Consider the following 20,295-nt stretch of genomic DNA (forward strand, 5'->3'; position numbering starts at 1 on the left):
CGTGCATACTGACAAGGCCTTTCTCTGATCATGACCCCTGACCTGCCCGCAGATCCCCTCGCGTCGCGGCATACGTCCCCTGTCACAACGTCTCATGTCACATTGGCCCATATTTCAGACCCGCATCTGCCTCCGCCGCCCGTTCACTGGCGTGCGGCGCTCAACAAGCGCGCCCTGAGTCTTCTGTCCTGGAAGAAGCACCGCCAGTACGTCCATCTCGCGCAGACCTGCGCTGCACTGGTGAAGGATATCGGACGCACAGGCGTGGATACGATCCTTGTGAGCGGGGATCTGACCAATTTTGGAACACCGGACGAATTCGCCGAGGCCGCCCGCTGGCTGGAGGCACTCCCCGCTCCGGCCCTCGTGATCCCCGGCAATCATGATTGCATGGTTCGGCAACCGGCTTCCGCGGGGCTAAATCAGTGGGAACGCTGGTCCGCGCGGCAATATCCGTATGTGCGTCTGCAGAACGGGGTTGCGATCATCGGCGTTAATTCCGGCATCCCTACAGCCCCTTTCATGGCCTACGGTCGCGTTGGACGCAGGCAGCGGGAACGGCTTGAAGCTCTGCTGGAGCAGCTTGGAAAAGAAGGACTGTGCCGGGTGGTGATGATCCACCACCCCCCAAAGCGCGGCCTCGTGCCCTGGCGCAAATCGCTACTGGACCATCTTGAGGTTGCGGCCCTCCTCCGACGGGGCGGAGCGGAAATCGTCCTGCACGGCCACTCCCATGATGCGACACTGACCCATATCGCCGGAACGGACATTCCCCTGCTGGGCGTGGCATCGGCCTCCCTGACAGATGACCGCCCTCACCGACAGGCGTGCTGGAATCATCTGACGATCCGCCCATATGAAGGGGGCTGGCACATTGATCTGGCCCGTCACCGGCTGGACGGTTCGGTCAGCGAGCGGGCGTCATGGAAGAGATCCGGGCGAAAACAGGCAGGAAGGACAGACGCGTGAAACAGCGGGCCCATATTCTGGACCGCTATCTGCTGACGCAGATGGCGCCGCCATTTGCGATCGCACTGCTGGCGATGCTGGTCGCCCTGCTTCTCGAACGCCTGCTGTCGCTTTTCGACTATCTCGCCTCCGCAGGCAGTTCGCTTGCGACCTGCATCGCGCTCCTGACGGACCTGTTGCCCCATTATTTCGGCATCGCCCTGCCCGCGGCGTTGTGCATAGCAGTCTTCCTGACCATCCGCGGCATGAGCGACAACAACGAGATCGACGCTCTTCAGGCCGGTCGCGTCTCGCTCATGCGGATCAGCCGTCCCTTCATGATCGTCGGCCTGCTTCTCGGGGGGGCGAGCGTGTTCCTGTACGGCTATATCCAGCCCGTGGCCCGCTATGACTATCGCGCAGGCTTCTATTTTGCCGAACATACCGGCTGGGCGCCCCATCTTCAGGCCGGAATGTTCGCCTCCACCTCCAGTAAAGCCGTCATGACCGCAGACAGTGTCAGCCATGCCGGAACCCGCCTCAAACGCGTTTTCATCCGCGAAGTCAGCCCCAGTGGGGTCGCCCACATCATCACGGCGCAAACAGGCGCGCTGACCATTTCGGAAAAAACGCGCAGCACGCGCCTCGATCTGTGGAACGGAGAAATCGTGGACGATCCGTTTCAGGCTACCCACCCTCACAAGCCGACAGTCACGCATTTCGAGCATGTCGTCCGCGTCATCGATCGGCCGGACAAGGAAACCGCGTTCCGCACACGCGGAGCGGACGAGCGTGAACTGACCCTGCTCGAACTGGCCCATGATCTGCGCTACGGCTTGCCGGGCATCGAATACCGCACACTTCGGGCTGAAATGGACTTCCGCATGGCCCGCGCCATTGCCATTCCCTTCATTCCTCCCCTCGCAGTGGCACTGGCCATCAGCGCAAGACGACGCAAATCCGTCTGGGGCCTGATTGCCGTCGCAGTCATCCTGATCGGCTTCGACCAGACCCTGATGTTCGGGCACAGCCTCGCCTCCACGGGCCGTCTGCCGATCTGGCTGGCAATCTGGGTGCCGGAGGCCGTGTTCTGTATAGGCTGCCTCGCGGCCCTGCTGCGTCGATCCCGGGGTTCCTGGCGCCGTCGTCTGCTGAAACGGGCTGTGGCATGAGCGACTCTCAGCCTTCCATGCCGCGCTTCGTGCTCATCAAGGCGCTCAACCGGGCCCTGCTTGGCCGGTTCATGTTATGCGGTGTCGTGCTCGTCTCTCTGCTGGAAATTCTGGCCCTTATGGAGAAGACGACGCCGATCCTGAACCGACATCTCGGGATCCGCGGGATCCTGACATTCGCGTTCCTGCACCTGCCAGCACTCAGCATCGACATCCTGCCTTTGGCCTTCATGGTCGGTACACTTTTCCTGCTGACGCAGATGACGCTGTCGAGCGAAATCTCCGCCCTGCGCGCAGCCGGACTTTCGACACCCTCGCTGTACCGCCTGCTTCTGCCCGCCGTCCTGATTGTAGGTCTCTGCGGAACCTGCGCCCAGTACTGGCTGGTCCCCGCCTGTGAAAATGCCCTCACCACATGGTGGAACAGGACAGACCCTCTGGCCGGGCAGGACGGACAGCCTGAAGACGACATCCTGTGGTTTCGCGCAGGCCCCACTCTGGTGCGGATCGGGCAGATCGCCCAGGGCGGATATTTCCTGCGGGATGTGACGATCTATCACCGTGACTCCACGGGGCTGCTGACCGGAACCGAACATACGAATACCCTGACCTACACACAGGGCCGGTGGCATCCTGATGGCGCGCAGGATCTGTCCCTTTCCGAAGACAAATCGTTTGTAAACGTCACGAAGGGCGACAGCACCTTCATCATCCCCGCCACCCCGTCCACCATCATGACACTGTCCCAGAGCGGCGCTTTCGTCACACCGGGGCAGATCAGTGCCATTCTGCACAAGGGGGCTCCTGCAAGTCTGCCCAGAGCCACCTACCGCATGGCCCTCTTTGGCGGCATGATTTTACCGTTTGAAATTGCAGTAATGCTTCTATTGACGCTTCCGGTGATCTATATCCCTCCCCGTGCAGGACTTCGAAATCCGCTTCCGGTGTATGTTCTTGGCGCCGGAATGGGCTTCGTCATCCTGCAGGGAATGATTTCCGCACTTGGAAACGCAGGCACGCTGCCAGCCCCGCTGGCTGTCAGCGTCGGGCCATTGCTTGGCGCCCTTCTGGGTTTGACCTGGATCCTGCGGATGGAGGAACGATGAGCACTTTCACTGCACCGTGGCGCAACATGTCCGCCATCCGGACTGGCCGCAGCTTTGATCTGGGGAAGATGAACCTCTCCCAGCTCTGGTTCGCCTATCTGACCTATCCGACAATCCTGCTCTATTTCGCCCTGATCGCGGGCGCTGCCTGGGCGGCCCTGCATTTCTCGACTGCCCTGTGGGTGACACTCATCCCCGTTCCCGTCGTGATCGTGGTCTACCCGCTGGCCTGGTATGCTATCCACCGCTTCATCCTTCATGGGCGCTGGCTCTATCGCAATCACTGGACCGCCTCCCTGTGGAAGCGCATCCATTTTGACCATCATCAGGACCCGCATCTGCTGGACGTTCTGTTCGGCTCACCGCTGAACACGGTGCCGACGATGGCCATCATCACGATGCCGATCGGCGGTCTGATCGCGGGCTGGAGCGGTGCGTTCTGCGCCCTTTCGACCGCACTGGTCATGACCTGTATCTATGAATTCTTCCACTGCATCCAGCATCTGGCTTACAAGCCGCGCTGGAAATGGGTGGCGAACATCAAGCAGCTGCACGTCCTGCATCACTTCCACGACGAAGACGGCAATTACGGCATCACGAACTATGTGCCGGACCGTCTGTTCAGCAGCTTCTACCGTGAAGCGCGTGACCGGCCCCGCAGCAAACACGTCTTCAATCTCGGCTACGATCTTGAAGAGGCGCACCGCTATCCATGGGTCATGGACCTGACCGGCTCGCCGCCGAAGGATCGCCCGGACGGGGCCCGTCCGGCAGCATCACGCAAAACGTCAGACCGTAACCCCGCGGCATGAGTCTTCCGGTTCTGGTGCTCGCTGGTTCGCGTGACGGCGAGAATGATGTTCTCGCAAAACTCGGGCGGGTTTCTCACAAAGCGCTTCTTCCCGTCGCGGGTCAGCCCATGCTGGCCCGCGTGCTCGACACCATCGCCCGCACGCCCGGCCTTGGCCCGGTTACGATCAGCATCGAAAACCCGGATTGCATCAGGGACCTCGCTGGCAATGCCACGATCCTGCGCTCTGCTCCTTCTCCCAGCGAAAGCGTTGCCGAAGCGATCGACCGGATTGGCACGCCCTGTCTGGTGACGACAGCCGACCACGCGCTTCTTCGCCCGGAATGGATTGAGGAATTTCTGGCCAAAGCACAGGGCTGCGATCTGGCAGCAGGCGTGGCGTTGCGCACAACTGTCGAACGCGATGTTCCCGGCACGAAACGCACCTATATCCATCTTTCAGATATGAGTTTTTCAGGCTGTAACCTGTTCCTGATCGGGACGCCAAAAGGGCGGAACGTCATCGAATTGTGGAAGCGCCTTCAGCAGAACCGCAAACAGCCGCTTCGGATGGCATTGACGCTCGGCCTCGGCACATTGCTGCGCGCTGTAACGCGTACACTAGATTCCAACGCCCTTTACCGCCGTATCCAGAAGCTCACCGGCGCGAACGTCTGGCTGGTGACGCTATCGGACGGGCGCGCGGCGGTGGATGTGGACAAGCCGTCCGACCTGACGCTGGCTGAACAGATTCTGGCGCAGACGACTCCATGAAAATCGCCTATATTATCAATTCGCTCGAATGTGGCGGCGCACAGCTTCCCATTCCGGATATTGTTTCCGTCATGCGCGCCCGAGGCGGGGATGTGACGGTCTTCGCGCTGGCCCGCAAAGACGGCCTCGCGATTCCGTTGCTCGAAGCCGCAGGCATTCACGTCCGCGTACGCGAAGGTACGACGCGTGACCATATCGCGGCCTATCGCTGGCTGCGCGACGAGATGGAGACGTTCCAGCCCGACCTGATCTGGACGTCCCTGAGCCGCGCCACACTTCTGGGACAACTGGTCGCCCTGCGCCGCAAGACTCCAACGGTCCACTGGCAGCATTGTGGACGCCTGAAGAAGGCCAACGCATTCCTCCTCAGGCTCTGCCGCCCCTACACCACGCTCTGGGTCGCCGACTCCCAGTCCGTTATCACCTTCGCAGCCAAAGAGCTCGGCCTCAGCGATAATTTCGTGGCCTGGCCCATTTTCCGCGCCGATCCCAATGCGCCCATCGCAACACCGTGGAAAGAAGGCGAAATCGTCCGTGTCGGCTCTCTGGGACGCCTCAATCCGGTCAAGGCCTATGATATCCTCTGTGATGCCGTGGCCCTCCTGAAGGACCATCCCGACCTGCCGCCATTTCGTCTTCAGATTGCGGGAGATGGCCCTCTGCATGCCGCGCTTCAAGCCCGCATTACGGCCGGAAATCTGCCGATCGACCTTCCGGGCTATACGTCAAAGCCCATGGATTTCCTGAAAACCCTGCATCTTTATGTCCAGTCGTCACACTGGGAGGGCATGTGTGTCGCAGGACATGAAGCCATGACATGCGGCCTCCCGGTTGTTGCGACCCCTGCCGGAGAACTGCCGTCCAGCATCCTCGACGGAGAGACGGGGCGTATCGTGCCGTTCGACAATGCCCCCGCTCTTGCAGCCGCCCTGGCGGACCTGATCGGCAGACCCGCCGATCTGGCAGCAATGGGTGAACGCTCCCGCAAGCGGGTTCTGGAGCGCTTCGGGCCGGAAGCCTTCACCCGTAACGGTAATGCCGTATTGGATCGCATTCCGGGCTTCTGAACACCCGAATCACGCTTTTAGGCTCCGAAAAGCCGCCGCTTCACATTCAGCAGATCCCGCTTTGGGCCAAGCCCGATTTTCTTGACATCAATCAGCGTCACCTGCCCGGCTGCGGAGAGCGTGTGCATTCCGTCCCCAAAACGCCGACGCAGGGATGCTGGAATGGAGATCGTCAGGCCGGGCGTGACTTTCGGCAGTTCACGCTCCAGCCCCTCAATTTCCAGCAGCCGGATACCGCGCCCATAGGTGCCCTGACAGTCCTGTGTGGGCAGAATGATCTTTCCATTCACGACAACAGGCGTTCCTGCCGGACGCGCACCCGCACGGTCATTCAGGAAAAGCCCGAGGTTCTTCCATGAGCCCGTCAGCGTATCGGCAACCGAAATATTCAGCAGACTTTGCCGCTCGACCTTACTGCCCGCAGGCGTCCAGAACATCCACCAGCGACCGGCATGATGGAACGGTGTGGCGTCGATCGCGGCTTCGGGGAAATCGAAAGCTTCGACGCGCTCCCAGCCCTTGGGAAACGATGTCGCACGATAGAGCGAAAGACGCCCCGAAGCGCTCGCTTCGGGCAGCAGATAGACCTCTCCTTCATGCTCGAGCACAAAAGGGTAAGACAGGTGCCAAGGCTCTTCCAGAACGCTCTCGCGGGACAGCAGACGCCCCGTACCGTCATAGATCAGAACCTCGATCGTGCCTTTCGGATGGCGATAATCGAACGCTTCGGCAAAGACATACAGCTTTCCATCCCGCCACAGTCCGAAAGGGTCCGCCAGAAAACGATGATCCCCGATGTCAGGCAGCGTCGTGATGGGAAAACCGTTCAGGCTGGCCGCATCGACGATCTCCGCCAGGGGCGCATGAACGATGGCGCATCGCCAGTGATCTGTCCGCAGAAATGGCATGAGGCACTCCTCCCGCAAAAATACAGCTTCAAAAAATATCTGCCGGGGCAGACGTAGAGCGCAGATCGGGGCAGGATGGAACCATGAGTGAGGCTCTTTCCGCAATTCCCGCAGACGTCGCCTGCGGTCTGCCCGAAACGCAACTGGCCATCCGGCGCGCCGTTCTCGGCCTGTGCCGGACGATGAACTGGGCGGCCATCAATGAATTTTCCCTGCCCGCCGCAGGCCGTCGCGCGGACGTGATGGCGCTGCTGCCCGACCATTCCCTGACCTGTATCGAGATCAAGTCCGGCCTGCGCGATTTTCAGACCGATCAGAAATGGCCCGAATACCGTGACTGGTCCGACCGCCTGTTTTTCGCCGTGGATGATGCTTTTCCCGTGGACCTCATACCGCCGGATGTGGGTCTGATCGTCGTCGGCGTTAGCGCCGTCCCCCCTGCCCTGCGCGACAGCGTTCTGGCAGAATGGACCATCATCCGGGAACCGGCACTCCACAGACTCGCCCCTGCCCGGAGGCGGACACTGGTGCATCTGTTCGCAACAACCGCCGCCAGCCGTCTCATGGGCCTTGAAGACCCCGCCATCACCTCATCCCTCCGCGCCGCACGTCGCGCTGAATAGGACTGTTCCATGACCTTCGATCCGATTGCCGTCCGCCTCGAAGCCGCCCGCAGCGTCGTTCGCGACGCAGCCCAGCTGGCCCTCTCCCTCCGCCCGGCCCTGGGCGGCCCGAGCGGGACTCTCAAGGGACGTCAGGACTATCTGACCGAAGCGGACGGCGCTGTCGAAGCCCTCGTCAGCCGCCGCATTCAGGAGCTTTTCCCTGAAGACGGTTTTCAGGGCGAAGAAAACGGTACGACCCGTCAGGGCCGCTTCCGCTGGGTCGTGGACCCGATCGACGGCACATCGAACTATGCGCGTGGTCGGGACCGCTGGTGTGTCTCCCTCGGCCTTCTGGAAGGCGATGAACCCGTCGCAGGCGTGATCGAGGCCCCGGCTCTGGGTGAAGTCTTCACCGCCAGCAAAGGCAAGGGCGCGTTCCTGAACGGCAAGCCCATCAAGGCCTCTCCCATCACCAACACGCAGGAGGCCATGATCGAAATGGGTTGGTCCTCCCGCGTTCCTGCCGAAACTTTTAACGAAAAGATCGCAGCCATCATGGCGCTGGGTGCCATGCCACGCTCGGGCGGGTCCGGCGCGCTGGCTCTGGCGGATGTGGCGTGCGGTCGCTCCGACGGCTACCTGGAAATTGTTATCCAGCTCTGGGATGTCGCCGCCGCACTGGCCATTCTCGCAGAGTCTGGCGCGGCCGTCTCGCCCTTCCTCCAGACTGGTGGCCTGACCGGAGGGGCGACCATCCTCGCAGCCGCTCCGGGCGTCGCAAAGGCCCTCTCAGCCGCGGTTAACGTGGAAATCTGACATCTCCTTTCCCGCACTCGTGATTTGGCCGCATTTGGCGCATAGTGCGGGAAACATCCTTTCGATGACTGCAGAAGGTATCTTACATGACCCTGTCCGGTCTCCTGCGTACGACCACGCTCGTCGCTTCGGGCTGTCTTGCCCTGTCGGCCTGCTCCGACGCACCCCAGACCACTGCCAGCCAGCAGCAGCTTATCGTTGATCGCGCCACACTGGCTGTTCAGGATCTCTTTGCGGGGACCACGCCTCAGTCGCGCTCGCAGAAACTCCTCGCAGAAGCCAAGGCTGTTATGGTCTGCCCGTCCGTGCTGAACATGTCCTTCGGGATCGGCGGCTCCGGTGGGCGCTGTCTGCTGCTCAGCCGCGACGCACGCGGATCATGGTCCGATCCGGCGTTTTACCGTCTGAGCACCGCTTCACTGGGATTACAGGTTGGCGTGCAGAGCGCAGAAACCATCCTGTTTATCATGTCCCAGCGCGGCATTCAGGCCATTCTGGACAGCCAGTTCAAGTTTGACGCTTCCGCTTCCGCTTCCTTCGCCAGCATTGGCACGGGTCTGGAAAACAGCACGGCTGGCGCGCACAACACCGACATTTACGCTGCCCAGAAAAACGAAGGCCTTTATGCCGGTGCAGCTCTGGGTGGCTCGAAACTGACCGTCGATAGCGGTGCAAACCGCGCCTATTACAACCAGACGGTCGGCCCCGAGGACATCGTCGTGACGATGCGCGTCAACAACCCGTCTGCTGACCCGCTACGCCGCGCCCTGATGTCGGTCGCCCAGACTCCGGCAGCGTCCACGGTCTCGTCCCGTGTGACGCAGGCGGCCACTACAGCCCGTAACACGGCCGCGCAGGACGTTGTGGGCAACAGCCCCTATCCCACAACCTATGATGCCTCCCGCCCCTATTCGGCGCAGGCCGCAGGTGTCCAGAGCCAGAGCCTCGCGCCGCTGAAGCACTGATACGCCGTCCCGTCCTCTTGCCGGAGGGCGGGACTTCAGTCCGGGTTCTGCGGTGTCGCAGTCAGATGTGCGCGATAGGCGCGGATATTTTTATCCTGATCGGCAAGGGTCTCGGCGAAATTATGGCCGCCCGATCCTGTCGCCACGAAATACAGCATCTTGCCATCAGCCGGATGCGCCGCCGCATCCAGAGAACTCTGCCCCGGCGAGCAGATTGGCCCGGGGGGCAACCCGACCTGAAGATAGGTATTGTACGGCCCCGGTGTTTGCAGGTCCTCATGGGTCAGAGGCGCATCAAGCGTCCCGGCCCCGTTGCTAAGCCCATAAATCACGCTCGGATCTGTCTGTAGTCGCATCCCCAGCTTCAAGCGGTTGAGGAATACGCGCGCCACCATGGGGCGCTCCGATGGGACTGCCGTTTCACGCTCGATCAGGGACGCCAGAACCAGCAGTTCCTGCGGAGACTGGATCAGCCCGTCCAGCGCCTCGACATTGCGTCCGTCCCACGCTACGGCCAGCTTGGTCGCCATCATTTTCTGCAATTTTTCGACCAAGGCCTGACGCGACGTGCCCCAGACATAGGAGACAGTTTGCGGAAAAACCGTCCCTTCCGCCAATGCCGGCAGATCACCACTCAGGGCCGGGGCCTTGTCCAGAATGGCTGTGATTTTCAGCGCCGTCAGTCCCTCAGGCACTGTTACCTGGTGGGAAACAGGCTTGCCGTGACGCAGGATCTCAAGAACATGCGCGACCGAGACACGAGAGGGAAACTGGAGTTCCGCCGCATGGATCTGGCCGTCGCGATGCGTCAGGAAAGCGGCAATTCGGAAAAAAGTGCCGGAAGCCCATGTCGGCGACAGAATACCATCGTCCTGTAGGGCCTTCGTCACCCGGGCATTATTGCCATGCGGGATGACGAAAGTCTTCGCGTCCTGTAGCGGGCCGGGATCGGTGTAATGGCCATACCCCGCGACCAGTCCGGCTACGAGAAGCAAAGGCGCTCCGAAGAACGCCAGCTTGCGGCCAGCCTTTGGAGGAAGAACGAGCTTCCGCGGTTCTTCGCTGTCAGACTGACCTTCAGACATGAAAAACGAACCTTTCCTCAGTCCTTGAAGCGCTTGAGGATGATGCTCGCATTCGTCCCGCCAAAGCCGAAGCTGTTAGACAGGGCGACGTCGATCTTGCGCTGCTGGGCGACATGCGCCACGCGGTCGATCACGCTCTCACGCGCTGGATTGTCCAGGTTCAGGGTCGGCGGTACGACGCCGTCACGGATGGCCTGAAGGCAGAAGATCGCCTCAACCGCACCAGCCGCGCCCAGAAGATGGCCAATGGCCGACTTCGTGGAGGACATGACCAGACGCTTGGCGTCCTCGCCGAAGAAGCGCTCGACTGCATCAAGCTCAAGGTCATCCGCCATGGTGGAAGTTCCGTGGGCGTTGACATAGTCGATATCGGCCGTGGTCAGGCCACCGCTGTTGCGCAGCGCGGCTTTCATGGCACGGAACGCACCCTCATGGCCTTCAGCCGGGGCCGTGATGTGATGGGCATCGCCGGACATGCCGTAGCCACCGATTTCACCATAGATCTTCGCACCACGGCGCTTGGCGTGCTCAAGTTCCTCAAGCACAACCACACCGGCACCTTCACCCATGATGAAGCCGTCACGGTCCTTGTCCCAAGGGCGCGAAGCCTTGGTTGGATCGTCGTTGGAAGCGGTAGATAGCGCACGGGCCGAGCAGAACCCGGCAATGCCGAGCGAACAGATCGCAGCTTCCGCACCACCGGCAATCATCACGTCCGCATCGCCATACTGGATCAGACGCGAGGCATCGCCAATGGCGTGAACGCCTGTCGCGCAGGCCGTCACGACAGCATGGTTTGGCCCCTTGAATCCGTAGCGGATCGAAAGGTGCCCAGAAATCAGATTGATCAGGGCCGAGGGAATGAAGAACGGCGACAGACGGCGGGCTTTGCCGCTCGAAACCGTCAGAGAGCCGTCATAAATCGTCTGAAGACCGCCGATACCCGAGCCGATCATGACGCCAGTAGCGCAGCGATCGTCTTCGTCCTCAGGCTTCCAGCCTGAATCCTCGACAGCCTGAATGGCTGCGGCAAGGCCCAGATGGATGAAGCGATCCATCTTCTTCTGGTCCTTGACCGGCACCCAGTCGGACAACGTGAGACCACCTTCCGCCGTCGGGCCATCCGGAACCTGTCCGGCGACCTGGGCAGGAAGTTCGGAGGGGTCGAAATGCGTGATCCGGCCAATGCCGGACTGTCCTTCGATCAGCCGCTTCCAGGTCAGTTCCGCGCCCACAGCCAGTGGGCTGACAACACCGATACCGGTTACGACGACACGCCGCCCGTTAGTTGCAGTCCCGCTCATCGATGCCTCTTGTCTCACGTTATGTCCGGGTCTTGCAGCCGGACCTCATGACAAGGCCCGGCTGATCTTCCACCCCTGAACGGGGCAGGAATCCGGGGCCGGAAAAGCAGCCCCGGTCAGTCTGAAGACTGGCCTCAGGCTGCTTTCTGCTTTTCGATGTAGTCGATGGCATCCTTGACGGTTGCGATCTTCTCGGCTGCATCTTCCGGGATCTCGACGGAGAAGGCTTCTTCGAAAGCCATGACCAGCTCGACCGTGTCGAGGCTGTCTGCGCCCAGATCGTCGATGAACGACGCGTCCGGCGTTACCTTGCTTTCGTCCACACCGAGGTGCTCGACAACGATCTTCTTTACCTTGTCAGCAATGTCGCTCATCTGTTCGTTCCTTATGCCCATCCGGGACCCTGTTGCCCGTCCGGTGCGTTACATCAAAACTCGTACTGCCGCCTGCCAGTCCGGAAGCCCAGTGGTTCCTCCAGAGCAGGGCCGCCCCCGTTGAAGGGGAGGCGTTGCCACCGGAAGAACCGGACATCAGCCTTCAGCAGGCCGGGCAAAGCAGCGCGCGATTAGCATGCTTTAACCAAAAAGGCCAAGCATTCACACCATCGCCATGCCACCATTGACATGCAGGGTCGTACCCGTGACCCATGCTGCCTCTTCGGAAGCCAGATATACCACTGCGGACGCCACGTCACCAGTATTCCCCATCCGACCGAGCGGAATAGAACCAACCAGCTTCTCGCGAACCGCTTCCGGCAGCACATCCGTCATCGGTGTTTCGATGAAACCGGGCGCCACGACATTGACCGTCACACCACGCGGACCGGCTTCCTGCGCCAGAGATTTGCTCATGCCCACGATACCGGCCTTGGCGGCGGCGTAGTTGGCCTGACCGGCATTGCCCGTCGTTCCCACCACGGAGGCGATCGAGATGATCCGCCCCGCACGCCGGCGCAGCATGCCCTTGAGCGCAGCGCGGGCCAGACGGAACGGGCTTTCCAGATCCACGGTCAGAACCTGCGACCAGTCGCTGTCCTTCATGCGGATGGCCAGCGTATCGCGCGTCAGACCGGCATTGTTGACGAGAATGTCCAGCGGAGCGCCCGCAGCGGCTTCGGCCTTGGCCACGAGACCGTCGGCCTCGGTGGGATCGGACAGGTTGGCGACGGCGATGTGGACGCGCTCGCCCAGACTGTCGGCCAGTTCCTGAAGGGCCGCTTCACGTGTGCCGCTGAGCACGACCGTTGCGCCCTGCGCGTGAAGCTGGCGGGCAATGGCAGCGCCAATGCCGCCCGATGCGCCCGTCACGAGGGCCGTCTTGCCGGTAAGAGAGAACATGATCGGTTGTCCTTAAAGGGTCTTGAGCAGGGCTTCGATTTCGGCGGGCGTCCCGGCATTGCTGGTGGCCAGTTCGGGAGCGATACGACGTGCCAGACCGCACAGGACCTTGCCCGCACCAAGCTCGTGCATGTTCGTCACACCCATCGCCACCATGGCCTCCACGCTCTCCCGCCAGCGCACAGTGCCAGTCACCTGTTTGACGAGCAGGTCGCGGATAACAGCAGGATCAGTCACCTTGGCAGCCGTAACATTGGCGATCACGGGAACGGACGGTGCGTTCAGCGTCGCGGTCGCCAGTGCATCTTCCATCTCGCGGGCGGCAGGCGCCATCAGTGACGAATGGAAAGGTGCGGAGACCGGCAGCTTCACGGCGCGCTTGATGCCATGCTCTTTGGCGACAACGATGGCGCGGTCGATGGCGCTCATCACACCGGATACCACGATCTGGCCACCGCCATTATCGTTGGCGATCTCCAGCGTCTCGCCCTGAGAGGCTTCATCGCAGATCGCACGGGCCTGAGACGCATCCACACCCAGAAGAGCCGCCATACCGCCCTCCCCGGCTGGAACGGCGCGTTGCATGGCCTGACCACGTAGACGCAGCAGACGCGCACCTTCCGCAATCCCAAGCGTGCCAGCAGCGGCGAGAGCGGAATACTCACCCAGCGAATGCCCGGCCAGCAGGGCTGCCTTGTCCGCCAGTTTGAAACCGCCTTCGCTTTCCAGAGCACGCACGGCGGCCAGCGAAACCGCGAACAGTGCGGGCTGGGCATTTTCCGTCCGCGTCAGTTCATTCGCATCACCAGTGAACATCAGGCGCGACAGATGATCGCCAAGCGCCTCATCCACTTCCTGAAAAACCGCACGCGAGGATGCAAAAGCCTCATGAAGGGCCTGTCCCATCCCGACGGACTGGCTCCCCTGTCCCGGAAAGACGAACGCGTGAACCGACATGGATCCCCCTGCTAGCAGTGAATTTAAGGTTTTGCGTGATGCGTCCTCACGCTCCATCTGTCAAATCCGGCATCAGTTTTTACGCTTGAGCGTAAAGAATTCATCAGTCGGAATTTTCACACGGATCATGGAAAACGGCCTGTCCGAGCGGAATACGGTGCCATTCTGGTAATCCTGCGGGCGGAGAATGAATGTGTAAGGCACCGCACCCTGATTATCGACCAGAAGCCGCGCCGTTCCGTTTTCCACGGCTTCAAAACGCGCGCCGGGAGCGACATCAATCTTCAGCCGATGTGCATCAGGCGCCAGAAAAGCAAGGATCACGCCAAAGAAATCGCGGATGGCGGCATTGATCTCCCCCATCCAGCCCACGGCCTGCTCTTTTGTAAAAGACGGCACCGGGAGAGGATCGACCTCGATCGCCAGCTCAAGCTGGACCTTCCGGTTGGGTGGCAGCGTCAGCAGAACGGGAGGATTTTCCGCCAGAAGGGCCGCGGAACGGGGAAAATGCATCTCCCGATCCTGACCAACAAAAAGCGGAATATCGCCCTCTTTGGTATGGAGGACGACCCGCGCCTCAGACGGTGCAGCATGGTCAGGCACGATATCGCCCAGAAAATGCAGCGACAGACTTTTCCCTGCCTTGTCCGGCAGGCGGTCAAACCGGTCATACACCCGGTAAATACCCTTGTAGCTCCCGACCCGCATAGCGTGCTGGCCGGTAACGGTGACAGTTTCTTCCGGTTCGGCAGAAACGCTGGAAAACGGTGCGACCAGAAGAACTGCGAGCAATCCCATGCCGATGCCGTTTTTTTTCAAGCCCCTCTCCTCCCGCTCTGCCACATCTTCGTGACAAACGATGACTATCCGATCTTCTGCATCACAATCAGGACCTGTGGCAACCGGACGGGATTGTCCATGTATTCGATCAGACGAAACAGACCGCCCCATGCCTTGATGATATAATTTCGCGGAATGATCGCCTCACCATAATGCGACTGGGGCTGAGGCGGTTTCGAAGTCGCCGCGTGAAGGAAACGTCCAGCCTCGAATTCCGCATTCGCACGTGCTTCATCCGTGAAACTATCAGCACAGGCTTCATGCCACGGATGCTCCAGGCGGATGCCGGAAGCACGTTTGAGCCGCTGTTCGGCGCAGAAGGCGATGAACCGGCGGCTCTGCGTCGTCATGACCAGAATCCCGCCCGGTCTGAGCAGACGGTGAAACTCCCGGACCCAGTGCCCCGCGAGAAACTCGTCCAGATGCGAGAACACCGACCATGACGTAATCAGATCAAAGCTCTCCGACGTCAGAAGCATAGGCGGCACCAGATCGCAGCCCAGAAAATTCAGCGCCGGATTGCTCAGTCGCGCCGCCATGAGAAAACGGTCCGTGGTTTCCGCGCCATACAGATTGGAAGGCCGGATATCTTTCATGAACAGCCGGGCAATACGCCCCCAGCCGCAACCGAAGTCCAACAGACGTGTCTCAGGACGAACCGGCCGCCCGGCATAAGCACAGTACGCCTTGATTTCCCGGAAGAAGACATGCGCTTCGTGGATGGAAATTTCTCCATGATGCCCATGGATTTCCCGTTGCAGGTCATCGGGGGGGAAGGAGGGCACCCTCACACCCTGAATTTCAGGAATGTGCACTGACGACACCAGAACCTGAAGCCATTCCTCATCGCTGATGCCACCGAAAGTTTCAAAGACGGCGCTAATACTTTCAGAATGGCTCATTAATTCCCGCCGAAGCCGTGTGGTAACGTTTATTTAACGCATTCTTGCAGTCCCTGCCTTCCATGACCAGAGCTGGTTTATGAAAATTACGTCCTTCGCCCGCTCTGCGGGCAGAGCTTCCCCAGGCCGACACAATTCCGTGTAACATTTAGAAAACAGGCGATTTTTTGTGGAATCCCAAAAATAAAGAACCGATGGTTTGGGCTGTCATGGCATTCACATGCGGATGACGGACAATCGAAGGATCTTTTTTCAATGTCCCTTTCTGGAAAAGTAGCTGCCGTCACGGGTGCCGCCCAGGGTATCGGCAAGGCCATCGCACTTCGTCTGGCCAAAGATGGCGCGGACGTCATTCTGCTGGACGTCAAACAGGACATTCTCGCCCAGACCGCCAAGGAGGTTGAAGCCCTCGGACGGCGTGCCGTCGCGCTTACGGCCGATATCAGCAACCGCGACCAGTTCGCCACGACCCTGCGCGAAGCCGCGGATACGCTGGGCGGGCTGGATATCATGGTCAACAATGCCGGCATCTGTCAGGTCAAACCGGTTCTGGAGATCGAGCCTGCGGAGATCGAAAAGATCTTCAGCATCAACGTGCAGGGCGTGTTGTGGGGCATTCAGGCCGCTGCGAAGATTTTCCAGGAAAAGGGCACGAAAGGCAAAATCATCAATGCCTGTTCGATTGCCGGACATGAAGGCTACCCACTGCTGGGCGCCTATTCCGCCACCAAATTCGCCGTCCGCGCCCTGACACAGTCAGCAGCCAAGGAACTGGCGTCTTCGGGGATCACGGTCAACTCCTACTGCCCTGGCATTGTCGGAACCGATATGTGGGTCACGATCGACCAGCGCATGGCCGAAATTACCGGCACGGAAGTGGGCGCAACCTACAAGAAATATGTGGAAGGAATTGCTCTGGGCCGTGTGGAAACTGCCGATGACGTCGCAGGTTTCGTGGCCTATCTCTCCAGCAGCGACGCCGATTATATGACGGGTCAGTCTGTGCTGATCGACGGTGGCCTCGTCTTCCGCTGAGACCAGAAAAAGGGGGCCGGTTTCCCGCGCCCCCTGATGTCTCAGCGCCCGATCAGACGGCCGCGCTGCCAGGCTTCAGCCGCCCCTTCAGGGTCCTGCCCGTCAACGGAAATGACGTAATCGAGGGCACTCATGACCTTGTTGCCCAGCATCATTTCCGAAAGTTCGTCCAGCAGATCGCTGTCTGCCTGACGCGCTACATCTTCACGCAGGATCATCCGCGCGGACATCTCGCCACCAAGCAGACGTGACGGGTCTTCGAGCACGGTCAGCAGATCTGTATGGAATACCGCGTGCGGCTGTGTTGCGACCACGAGCGGCTTCTCACCAGCATCGCGGGCCTTCTCCAGACGTTCGATCAGAGCACCCTCACCGATGGTTTCAATGGACAGGACCGAAAGCGCCGGAAGCTGCTTGAGCGCCTCTTCCAATGCCTGACGGCTGTCATCGGCCACGATGATCCGGTCCACATCCGTTGCAGTCAGGGTTCCGACAGCGCCCAGCGGCGTCAGGGCTGCGAAGCTGACCACCGGCTGATAGAGGTCTCCCAGCACCCGAAGGCCCGGGCCGGCGAGATGCTCGTCACGCGGGAACCAGGCGGAAACCAGAAGGTCGACCTCCCCCTGTTCCAACGCATCTTCGACATCATCGGGATCAAGATCGACATACTCGACCTCAACTTCATAGGCCTCAAGCACGCGCGCGACCGCGCTGGCACATCCCGCATGCAACGAGGTGTACAGATGGCCGATCGTCATTTGTGTCATGAGAATGGGTCCGTCAGGCAGAAAATTGAAACGTGAGACCGTGATTAGGCCCCACGTTCCAGTTTGTCACGACCTTACCAGATCTTTACGCGCTGATCCGGTGCCAGATAGAGCTTCTGACCGGGTTTTACGTCAAACGCCCCATACCAGGCATCAATGTTATGAGCCGGGATGTTGACGCGCGTGATCGCAGGGGCGTGTTCGTTGGAGAGAACCTGCTGACGCAGCGCATCCGGACGGTCCTTCTCCCGCCAGACCTGCGCCCAGCCAAGGAACACGCGCTGATCGCCCGTCAGACCATGTACGACCGGCGCAGGCTGACCGTGCAGCGAGTCATGATAAGCCTGAAGGCCGAGGTTCAGACCACCGGAATCCGCGATGTTCTCGCCCATGGTCATCTTGCCGTTCACATACAGGCCCGGCAGGACTTCCTGTGCATCGTACTGCGCGGCCAGACGGTCGGCCAGCTTCTGGAAGGCCTCTGTAGACGCCTTGCTCCACCAGTCGTTCAGACGTCCATGTTCGTCATAATGACGGCCCTGATCGTCGAAGCCGTGGCTCATTTCGTGGCCAATCACGCCACCGATACCACCGTAATTGACGGCTGTATCGCCCTTCGGATCGAAGAACGGGGGCTGAAGGATCGCAGCCGGGAACACAATCTCGTTCATGGTCGGATCGTTATAAGCGTTCACCGTCTGCGGCGTCATGCCCCATTCGTCACGATCAACCGGCTTGTCGAGCTTGTCCAGATCGTGCTGCCAGCTGAACGCCGCACCACGCACGGCATTGCCGTAAACGTCGCCCTTGCGGATATCGAGCTTGCTGTAATCCCACCACTTCTTCGGATAACCGACCTGAATGGCGAAATGGTCCAGCTTGTTCAGAGCGGCCTTGCGGGTCGGCTCGTCCATCCAGCTGTTGTGTTCGAGACGATCATGGAAAGACGCCTTCACTTTCTGCACCAGATCGGTGATCTGCGCCTGTGCGGATGGCGGGAAGTAGCGCGCAACATATTCGCGACCCAGTGCCCAACCTAATGCACCGTTCGTCACGCGCACGGCACGCTTCCACCGCGGAGACTGCTGCGCCACACCCGACAGCGTATGGCTGTTGAAGTCGAACGACGCATCATAGAAGTTGCTGGACAGATAACCGGCAGCGTTGTCTCCAAGATGGAACGCCAGCCAGGCGCGCAGCGTCGCAGGGTCAGCAGCCTTGAGAACGGCCGTCATCGCCTTGATTCCGGCGGGTTCACGCACGTCGATCTTGCGGCTTTCGAGCCCTTCTGCCGGAAGGCCGGCGCTGGTCAGGAACGTGACCCAGTCGAAGTCCGGCGCGAGCTTCTGAAGCTCGGACACCGGCATCGGGTTGTAAATTTTGAGCGGATCACGGGTCTGGTCGCGCGGCACTTCGACCTTGGCCAGAGCCGTTTCGAGATCAACCACGGCCTGCGCGTTCTTTGCAGCGTCCGGCCAGCCCTCAAGCGTCAGCATCTTGGCGATATAGGCCTGATAGGCCTTCTTTTTGTCCGCCAGCTTGGGATTTGTGTAGTAGCTCGTGTCCGGCAGACCGAGGCCACCGCTCACGCCGATGCTCATGCCCTGATCGAGCATCAGCATGTAGCGCTCCGGATCCTTCTGGTCCTGCTCCACGCCGATCTGGAACGTGGAGAACATCATGGACTTCAGAGACGCACCGAACGCTGCGGCAAGTGACTTGCCATCGTTAACGTTACGAATTGTTTCAAGATCAGCTGCAAGAGGCTTGCCACCAAGGCGGTCCACGGCCTTCTGGTCGAGGAAGCTGGCGTAATAGGTGCCGATCTTGCCCATGTCGTCCGTGGGCTGTTCGGTAACCTTCTTTGCGGCTTCGTCGAGAATGGTTTTTTGACGCTCTAGCGAGAGTTCATACAGAATACGGAACGGGCCGTAGCTGCTCATATCCCCGGGGATCTTGAGGTTCTTGAGATAGGTACCGTTGGCATATTCGAAGAAATTGTTGCCCGGTTCAACGGCGCGGTTCATCCCGGCTTCATCAAAGCCCCAGCCCGCATTGTAGCCAGCAGCCTGTGCACCGGAAACCATCAGGCCTCCAGCGAGGGCGAGAAGGCTGGCCCCATATTTCAGAGTATGTCGTGACGTAAGGAATCGTTTCACAATGTACCTCATTCCAGAGTGGTGCCTTTAGAATGAGGTATAAAGTATCATTTCGTCAAAAGGACAAAATGCCTCCGCTCCGTTCAGCGGGTTTTGTGGACTTTTTTGGATTTTGCGCTCGTACTTTCCGGCGTCACGACAGCCGCGACCGGGTAATCGAAAGCGACGACCTTTTCGAGATAAGGCGCGGCAAATTCCTTGAAGGCCTCATGGGCGGGATCAATGAACGCCACGTCCGTTACGACAGGTTTGCCGGCATAATAATTCCGGTCTCCTTCGGAGCGAAACGTCACAAGAAATGCCTGCTGAAGGCCGGCATCTGCCCCTTCGCCACTATTCTGAAAGCCGGTTTCGATGCTGACGACAACCGGCTTGCCATCAGAACGACGGCTGTCCTGCGCGAGATGCAGGAAACGGCCCGACACTTCAGCACGCTGGGCCGTTGTGGAATCCTTGGTGTAGCGAAACATGACCATGTGCCGGACCGGACCAACACGCCAGTCTGGAGCAGTGAACTGCGCATAACCGACCTGTTTGGCCAACTGCTGGGCAGACAGGGTGGCCGGGCTCACCGTATCGGTTTTGACCGGACCGGAGGACGCGATCGGCAGGGAATAAGGATCCGCTTTCGCCGTCGGAAACTGATACAAACCGGCGGCGCAAAGGGTCAGGGTTGCGCCGTATACGGCACGACGGGAGAAAATGGCGGAAACGGTCATCGAAATCTCCGGACGCAGGCGAAAGAATCAGGCGTCTTT

At 60.2% G+C, this 20,295-nt stretch carries 21 protein-coding genes; 10 read left to right on the forward strand and 11 right to left on the reverse strand.

What is annotated here, in order from left to right; all coding sequences use genetic code 11:
- The first annotated feature begins 30 nt into the window (after positions 1-30).
- From JK213_RS00365 to JK213_RS00390, 6 genes are read left to right on the forward strand one after another with little or no spacing between them, the layout of a single operon-like run.
- Complete coding sequence (locus tag JK213_RS00365; RefSeq protein WP_194261391.1) at positions 31-969, forward strand: metallophosphoesterase; 939 nt, start codon at positions 31-33, stop codon at positions 967-969.
- Positions 966-2,120 (forward strand): LptF/LptG family permease, encoded by a 1,155-nt coding sequence (locus JK213_RS00370; RefSeq protein WP_194261392.1) that lies wholly within the window; start codon positions 966-968, stop codon positions 2,118-2,120. The genes JK213_RS00365 and JK213_RS00370 overlap by 4 nt, the downstream gene beginning before the upstream one ends.
- Positions 2,117-3,226 (forward strand): LptF/LptG family permease, encoded by a 1,110-nt coding sequence (locus tag JK213_RS00375; protein ID WP_194261393.1) that lies wholly within the window; start codon positions 2,117-2,119, stop codon positions 3,224-3,226. The genes JK213_RS00370 and JK213_RS00375 overlap by 4 nt, the downstream gene beginning before the upstream one ends.
- Positions 3,223-4,038, forward strand: coding sequence for a sterol desaturase family protein (locus JK213_RS00380; protein WP_194261394.1), 816 nt, complete (start codon positions 3,223-3,225; stop codon positions 4,036-4,038). Before JK213_RS00375 ends, JK213_RS00380 begins: the two co-directional genes overlap by 4 nt.
- Complete coding sequence (locus JK213_RS00385; protein ID WP_211571249.1) at positions 4,035-4,790, forward strand: NTP transferase domain-containing protein; 756 nt, start codon at positions 4,035-4,037, stop codon at positions 4,788-4,790. Before JK213_RS00380 ends, JK213_RS00385 begins: the two co-directional genes overlap by 4 nt.
- Positions 4,787-5,857, forward strand: coding sequence for a glycosyltransferase (locus JK213_RS00390; protein ID WP_194261396.1), 1,071 nt, complete (start codon positions 4,787-4,789; stop codon positions 5,855-5,857). The genes JK213_RS00385 and JK213_RS00390 overlap by 4 nt, the downstream gene beginning before the upstream one ends.
- 17 nt (positions 5,858-5,874) lie before the next feature.
- On the opposite strand, the gene JK213_RS00395 is transcribed toward JK213_RS00390, so the two are convergent.
- Positions 5,875-6,765, reverse strand: a complete 891-nt coding sequence (locus JK213_RS00395; RefSeq protein ID WP_194261397.1) for a hypothetical protein — start codon at positions 6,763-6,765, stop codon at positions 5,875-5,877.
- A gap of 83 nt (positions 6,766-6,848) precedes the next feature.
- Here JK213_RS00395 and JK213_RS00400 point away from each other — a divergent pair, with 83 nt between their 5' ends.
- The 3 genes from JK213_RS00400 (at position 6,849) to JK213_RS00410 (ending at position 9,151) form a co-directional block, all read left to right on the forward strand.
- Complete coding sequence (locus tag JK213_RS00400) at positions 6,849-7,388, forward strand: MmcB family DNA repair protein (protein ID WP_194261398.1); 540 nt, start codon at positions 6,849-6,851, stop codon at positions 7,386-7,388.
- Positions 7,389-7,397: 9 nt separating this feature from the next.
- On the forward strand, positions 7,398-8,186 hold the full coding sequence (locus JK213_RS00405) for an inositol monophosphatase family protein (protein ID WP_211571250.1): 789 nt from the start codon (positions 7,398-7,400) through the stop codon (positions 8,184-8,186).
- An 86-nt stretch (positions 8,187-8,272) separates the two neighbouring features.
- Positions 8,273-9,151, forward strand: a complete 879-nt coding sequence (locus JK213_RS00410; protein ID WP_194261400.1) for a lipid-binding SYLF domain-containing protein — start codon at positions 8,273-8,275, stop codon at positions 9,149-9,151.
- Positions 9,152-9,186: 35 nt separating this feature from the next.
- On the opposite strand, the gene mltG is transcribed toward JK213_RS00410, so the two are convergent.
- From mltG to JK213_RS00445, 7 genes are all read right to left on the reverse strand, one after another.
- Complete coding sequence (gene mltG, locus JK213_RS00415) at positions 9,187-10,236, reverse strand: endolytic transglycosylase MltG (protein ID WP_194261401.1); 1,050 nt, start codon at positions 10,234-10,236, stop codon at positions 9,187-9,189.
- A 17-nt stretch (positions 10,237-10,253) separates the two neighbouring features.
- Positions 10,254-11,540: a beta-ketoacyl-ACP synthase II gene (gene fabF / locus JK213_RS00420; RefSeq protein ID WP_062110332.1), complete on the reverse strand. Its 1,287-nt coding sequence runs from the start codon at positions 11,538-11,540 to the stop codon at positions 10,254-10,256.
- A 134-nt stretch (positions 11,541-11,674) separates the two neighbouring features.
- Entirely contained in the window at positions 11,675-11,914 is a 240-nt protein-coding gene (locus JK213_RS00425) for an acyl carrier protein (RefSeq protein ID WP_011253554.1), read from the reverse strand.
- 222 nt (positions 11,915-12,136) lie between these two features.
- A complete protein-coding gene (gene fabG, locus JK213_RS00430) occupies positions 12,137-12,877 on the reverse strand; it encodes a 3-oxoacyl-[acyl-carrier-protein] reductase (RefSeq protein ID WP_194261402.1) in 741 nt (246 codons plus the stop codon).
- A 12-nt stretch (positions 12,878-12,889) separates the two neighbouring features.
- Positions 12,890-13,834 carry an ACP S-malonyltransferase gene (gene fabD / locus JK213_RS00435; protein ID WP_194261403.1) on the reverse strand — a complete coding sequence of 315 codons (945 nt, stop codon included), beginning with the start codon at positions 13,832-13,834 and terminating at the stop codon, positions 12,890-12,892.
- Between the two features lie 72 nt (positions 13,835-13,906).
- Complete coding sequence (locus JK213_RS00440; RefSeq protein WP_194261404.1) at positions 13,907-14,653, reverse strand: hypothetical protein; 747 nt, start codon at positions 14,651-14,653, stop codon at positions 13,907-13,909.
- 44 nt (positions 14,654-14,697) lie between these two features.
- Positions 14,698-15,576, reverse strand: coding sequence for a bifunctional 2-polyprenyl-6-hydroxyphenol methylase/3-demethylubiquinol 3-O-methyltransferase UbiG (locus JK213_RS00445; RefSeq protein WP_194261405.1), 879 nt, complete (start codon positions 15,574-15,576; stop codon positions 14,698-14,700).
- A gap of 255 nt (positions 15,577-15,831) precedes the next feature.
- Here JK213_RS00445 and JK213_RS00450 point away from each other — a divergent pair, with 255 nt between their 5' ends.
- Entirely contained in the window at positions 15,832-16,611 is a 780-nt protein-coding gene (locus tag JK213_RS00450; protein ID WP_194261406.1) for an acetoin reductase, read from the forward strand.
- Between the two features lie 41 nt (positions 16,612-16,652).
- Here JK213_RS00450 and JK213_RS00455 read toward each other — a convergent pair whose 3' ends face one another.
- From JK213_RS00455 to JK213_RS00465, 3 genes are all read right to left on the reverse strand, one after another.
- Entirely contained in the window at positions 16,653-17,378 is a 726-nt protein-coding gene (locus tag JK213_RS00455) for a glycine betaine ABC transporter substrate-binding protein (protein ID WP_194261407.1), read from the reverse strand.
- A 74-nt stretch (positions 17,379-17,452) separates the two neighbouring features.
- Positions 17,453-19,549 (reverse strand): M13 family metallopeptidase, encoded by a 2,097-nt coding sequence (locus JK213_RS00460; protein WP_194261408.1) that lies wholly within the window; start codon positions 19,547-19,549, stop codon positions 17,453-17,455.
- Positions 19,550-19,620: 71 nt separating this feature from the next.
- Entirely contained in the window at positions 19,621-20,256 is a 636-nt protein-coding gene (locus JK213_RS00465; protein ID WP_194261409.1) for a Dabb family protein, read from the reverse strand.
- Between the last annotated feature and the right edge of the window lie 39 nt (positions 20,257-20,295).

It is taken from the genome of Gluconobacter sp. Dm-44 (assembly GCF_018256175.1).
GTDB classification, from domain to species: domain Bacteria; phylum Pseudomonadota; class Alphaproteobacteria; order Acetobacterales; family Acetobacteraceae; genus Gluconobacter; species Gluconobacter cadivus.

What these genes read in the sequence shown, in the direction of transcription:
- JK213_RS00365 (WP_194261391.1), top strand. Translation starts at nt 31, where the DNA reads ATGACCCCTGACCTGCCCGCAGATCCCCTCGCGTCGCGGCATACGTCC.
- JK213_RS00375 (WP_194261393.1), top strand. Translation starts at nt 2,117, where the DNA reads ATGAGCGACTCTCAGCCTTCCATGCCGCGCTTCGTGCTCATCAAGGCG.
- JK213_RS00380 (WP_194261394.1), top strand. Translation starts at nt 3,223, where the DNA reads ATGAGCACTTTCACTGCACCGTGGCGCAACATGTCCGCCATCCGGACT.
- JK213_RS00385 (WP_211571249.1), top strand. Translation starts at nt 4,035, where the DNA reads ATGAGTCTTCCGGTTCTGGTGCTCGCTGGTTCGCGTGACGGCGAGAAT.
- JK213_RS00390 (WP_194261396.1), top strand. Translation starts at nt 4,787, where the DNA reads ATGAAAATCGCCTATATTATCAATTCGCTCGAATGTGGCGGCGCACAG.
- JK213_RS00395 (WP_194261397.1), bottom strand. Translation starts at nt 6,765, where the DNA reads ATGCCATTTCTGCGGACAGATCACTGGCGATGCGCCATCGTTCATGCG.
- JK213_RS00400 (WP_194261398.1), top strand. Translation starts at nt 6,849, where the DNA reads ATGAGTGAGGCTCTTTCCGCAATTCCCGCAGACGTCGCCTGCGGTCTG.
- JK213_RS00405 (WP_211571250.1), top strand. Translation starts at nt 7,398, where the DNA reads ATGACCTTCGATCCGATTGCCGTCCGCCTCGAAGCCGCCCGCAGCGTC.
- JK213_RS00410 (WP_194261400.1), top strand. Translation starts at nt 8,273, where the DNA reads ATGACCCTGTCCGGTCTCCTGCGTACGACCACGCTCGTCGCTTCGGGC.
- mltG (WP_194261401.1), bottom strand. Translation starts at nt 10,236, where the DNA reads ATGTCTGAAGGTCAGTCTGACAGCGAAGAACCGCGGAAGCTCGTTCTT.
- fabF (WP_062110332.1), bottom strand. Translation starts at nt 11,540, where the DNA reads ATGAGCGGGACTGCAACTAACGGGCGGCGTGTCGTCGTAACCGGTATC.
- JK213_RS00425 (WP_011253554.1), bottom strand. Translation starts at nt 11,914, where the DNA reads ATGAGCGACATTGCTGACAAGGTAAAGAAGATCGTTGTCGAGCACCTC.
- fabG (WP_194261402.1), bottom strand. Translation starts at nt 12,877, where the DNA reads ATGTTCTCTCTTACCGGCAAGACGGCCCTCGTGACGGGCGCATCGGGC.
- fabD (WP_194261403.1), bottom strand. Translation starts at nt 13,834, where the DNA reads ATGTCGGTTCACGCGTTCGTCTTTCCGGGACAGGGGAGCCAGTCCGTC.
- JK213_RS00445 (WP_194261405.1), bottom strand. Translation starts at nt 15,576, where the DNA reads ATGAGCCATTCTGAAAGTATTAGCGCCGTCTTTGAAACTTTCGGTGGC.
- JK213_RS00450 (WP_194261406.1), top strand. Translation starts at nt 15,832, where the DNA reads ATGTCCCTTTCTGGAAAAGTAGCTGCCGTCACGGGTGCCGCCCAGGGT.
- JK213_RS00455 (WP_194261407.1), bottom strand. Translation starts at nt 17,378, where the DNA reads ATGACACAAATGACGATCGGCCATCTGTACACCTCGTTGCATGCGGGA.
- JK213_RS00460 (WP_194261408.1), bottom strand. Translation starts at nt 19,549, where the DNA reads ATGAGGTACATTGTGAAACGATTCCTTACGTCACGACATACTCTGAAA.
- JK213_RS00465 (WP_194261409.1), bottom strand. Translation starts at nt 20,256, where the DNA reads ATGACCGTTTCCGCCATTTTCTCCCGTCGTGCCGTATACGGCGCAACC.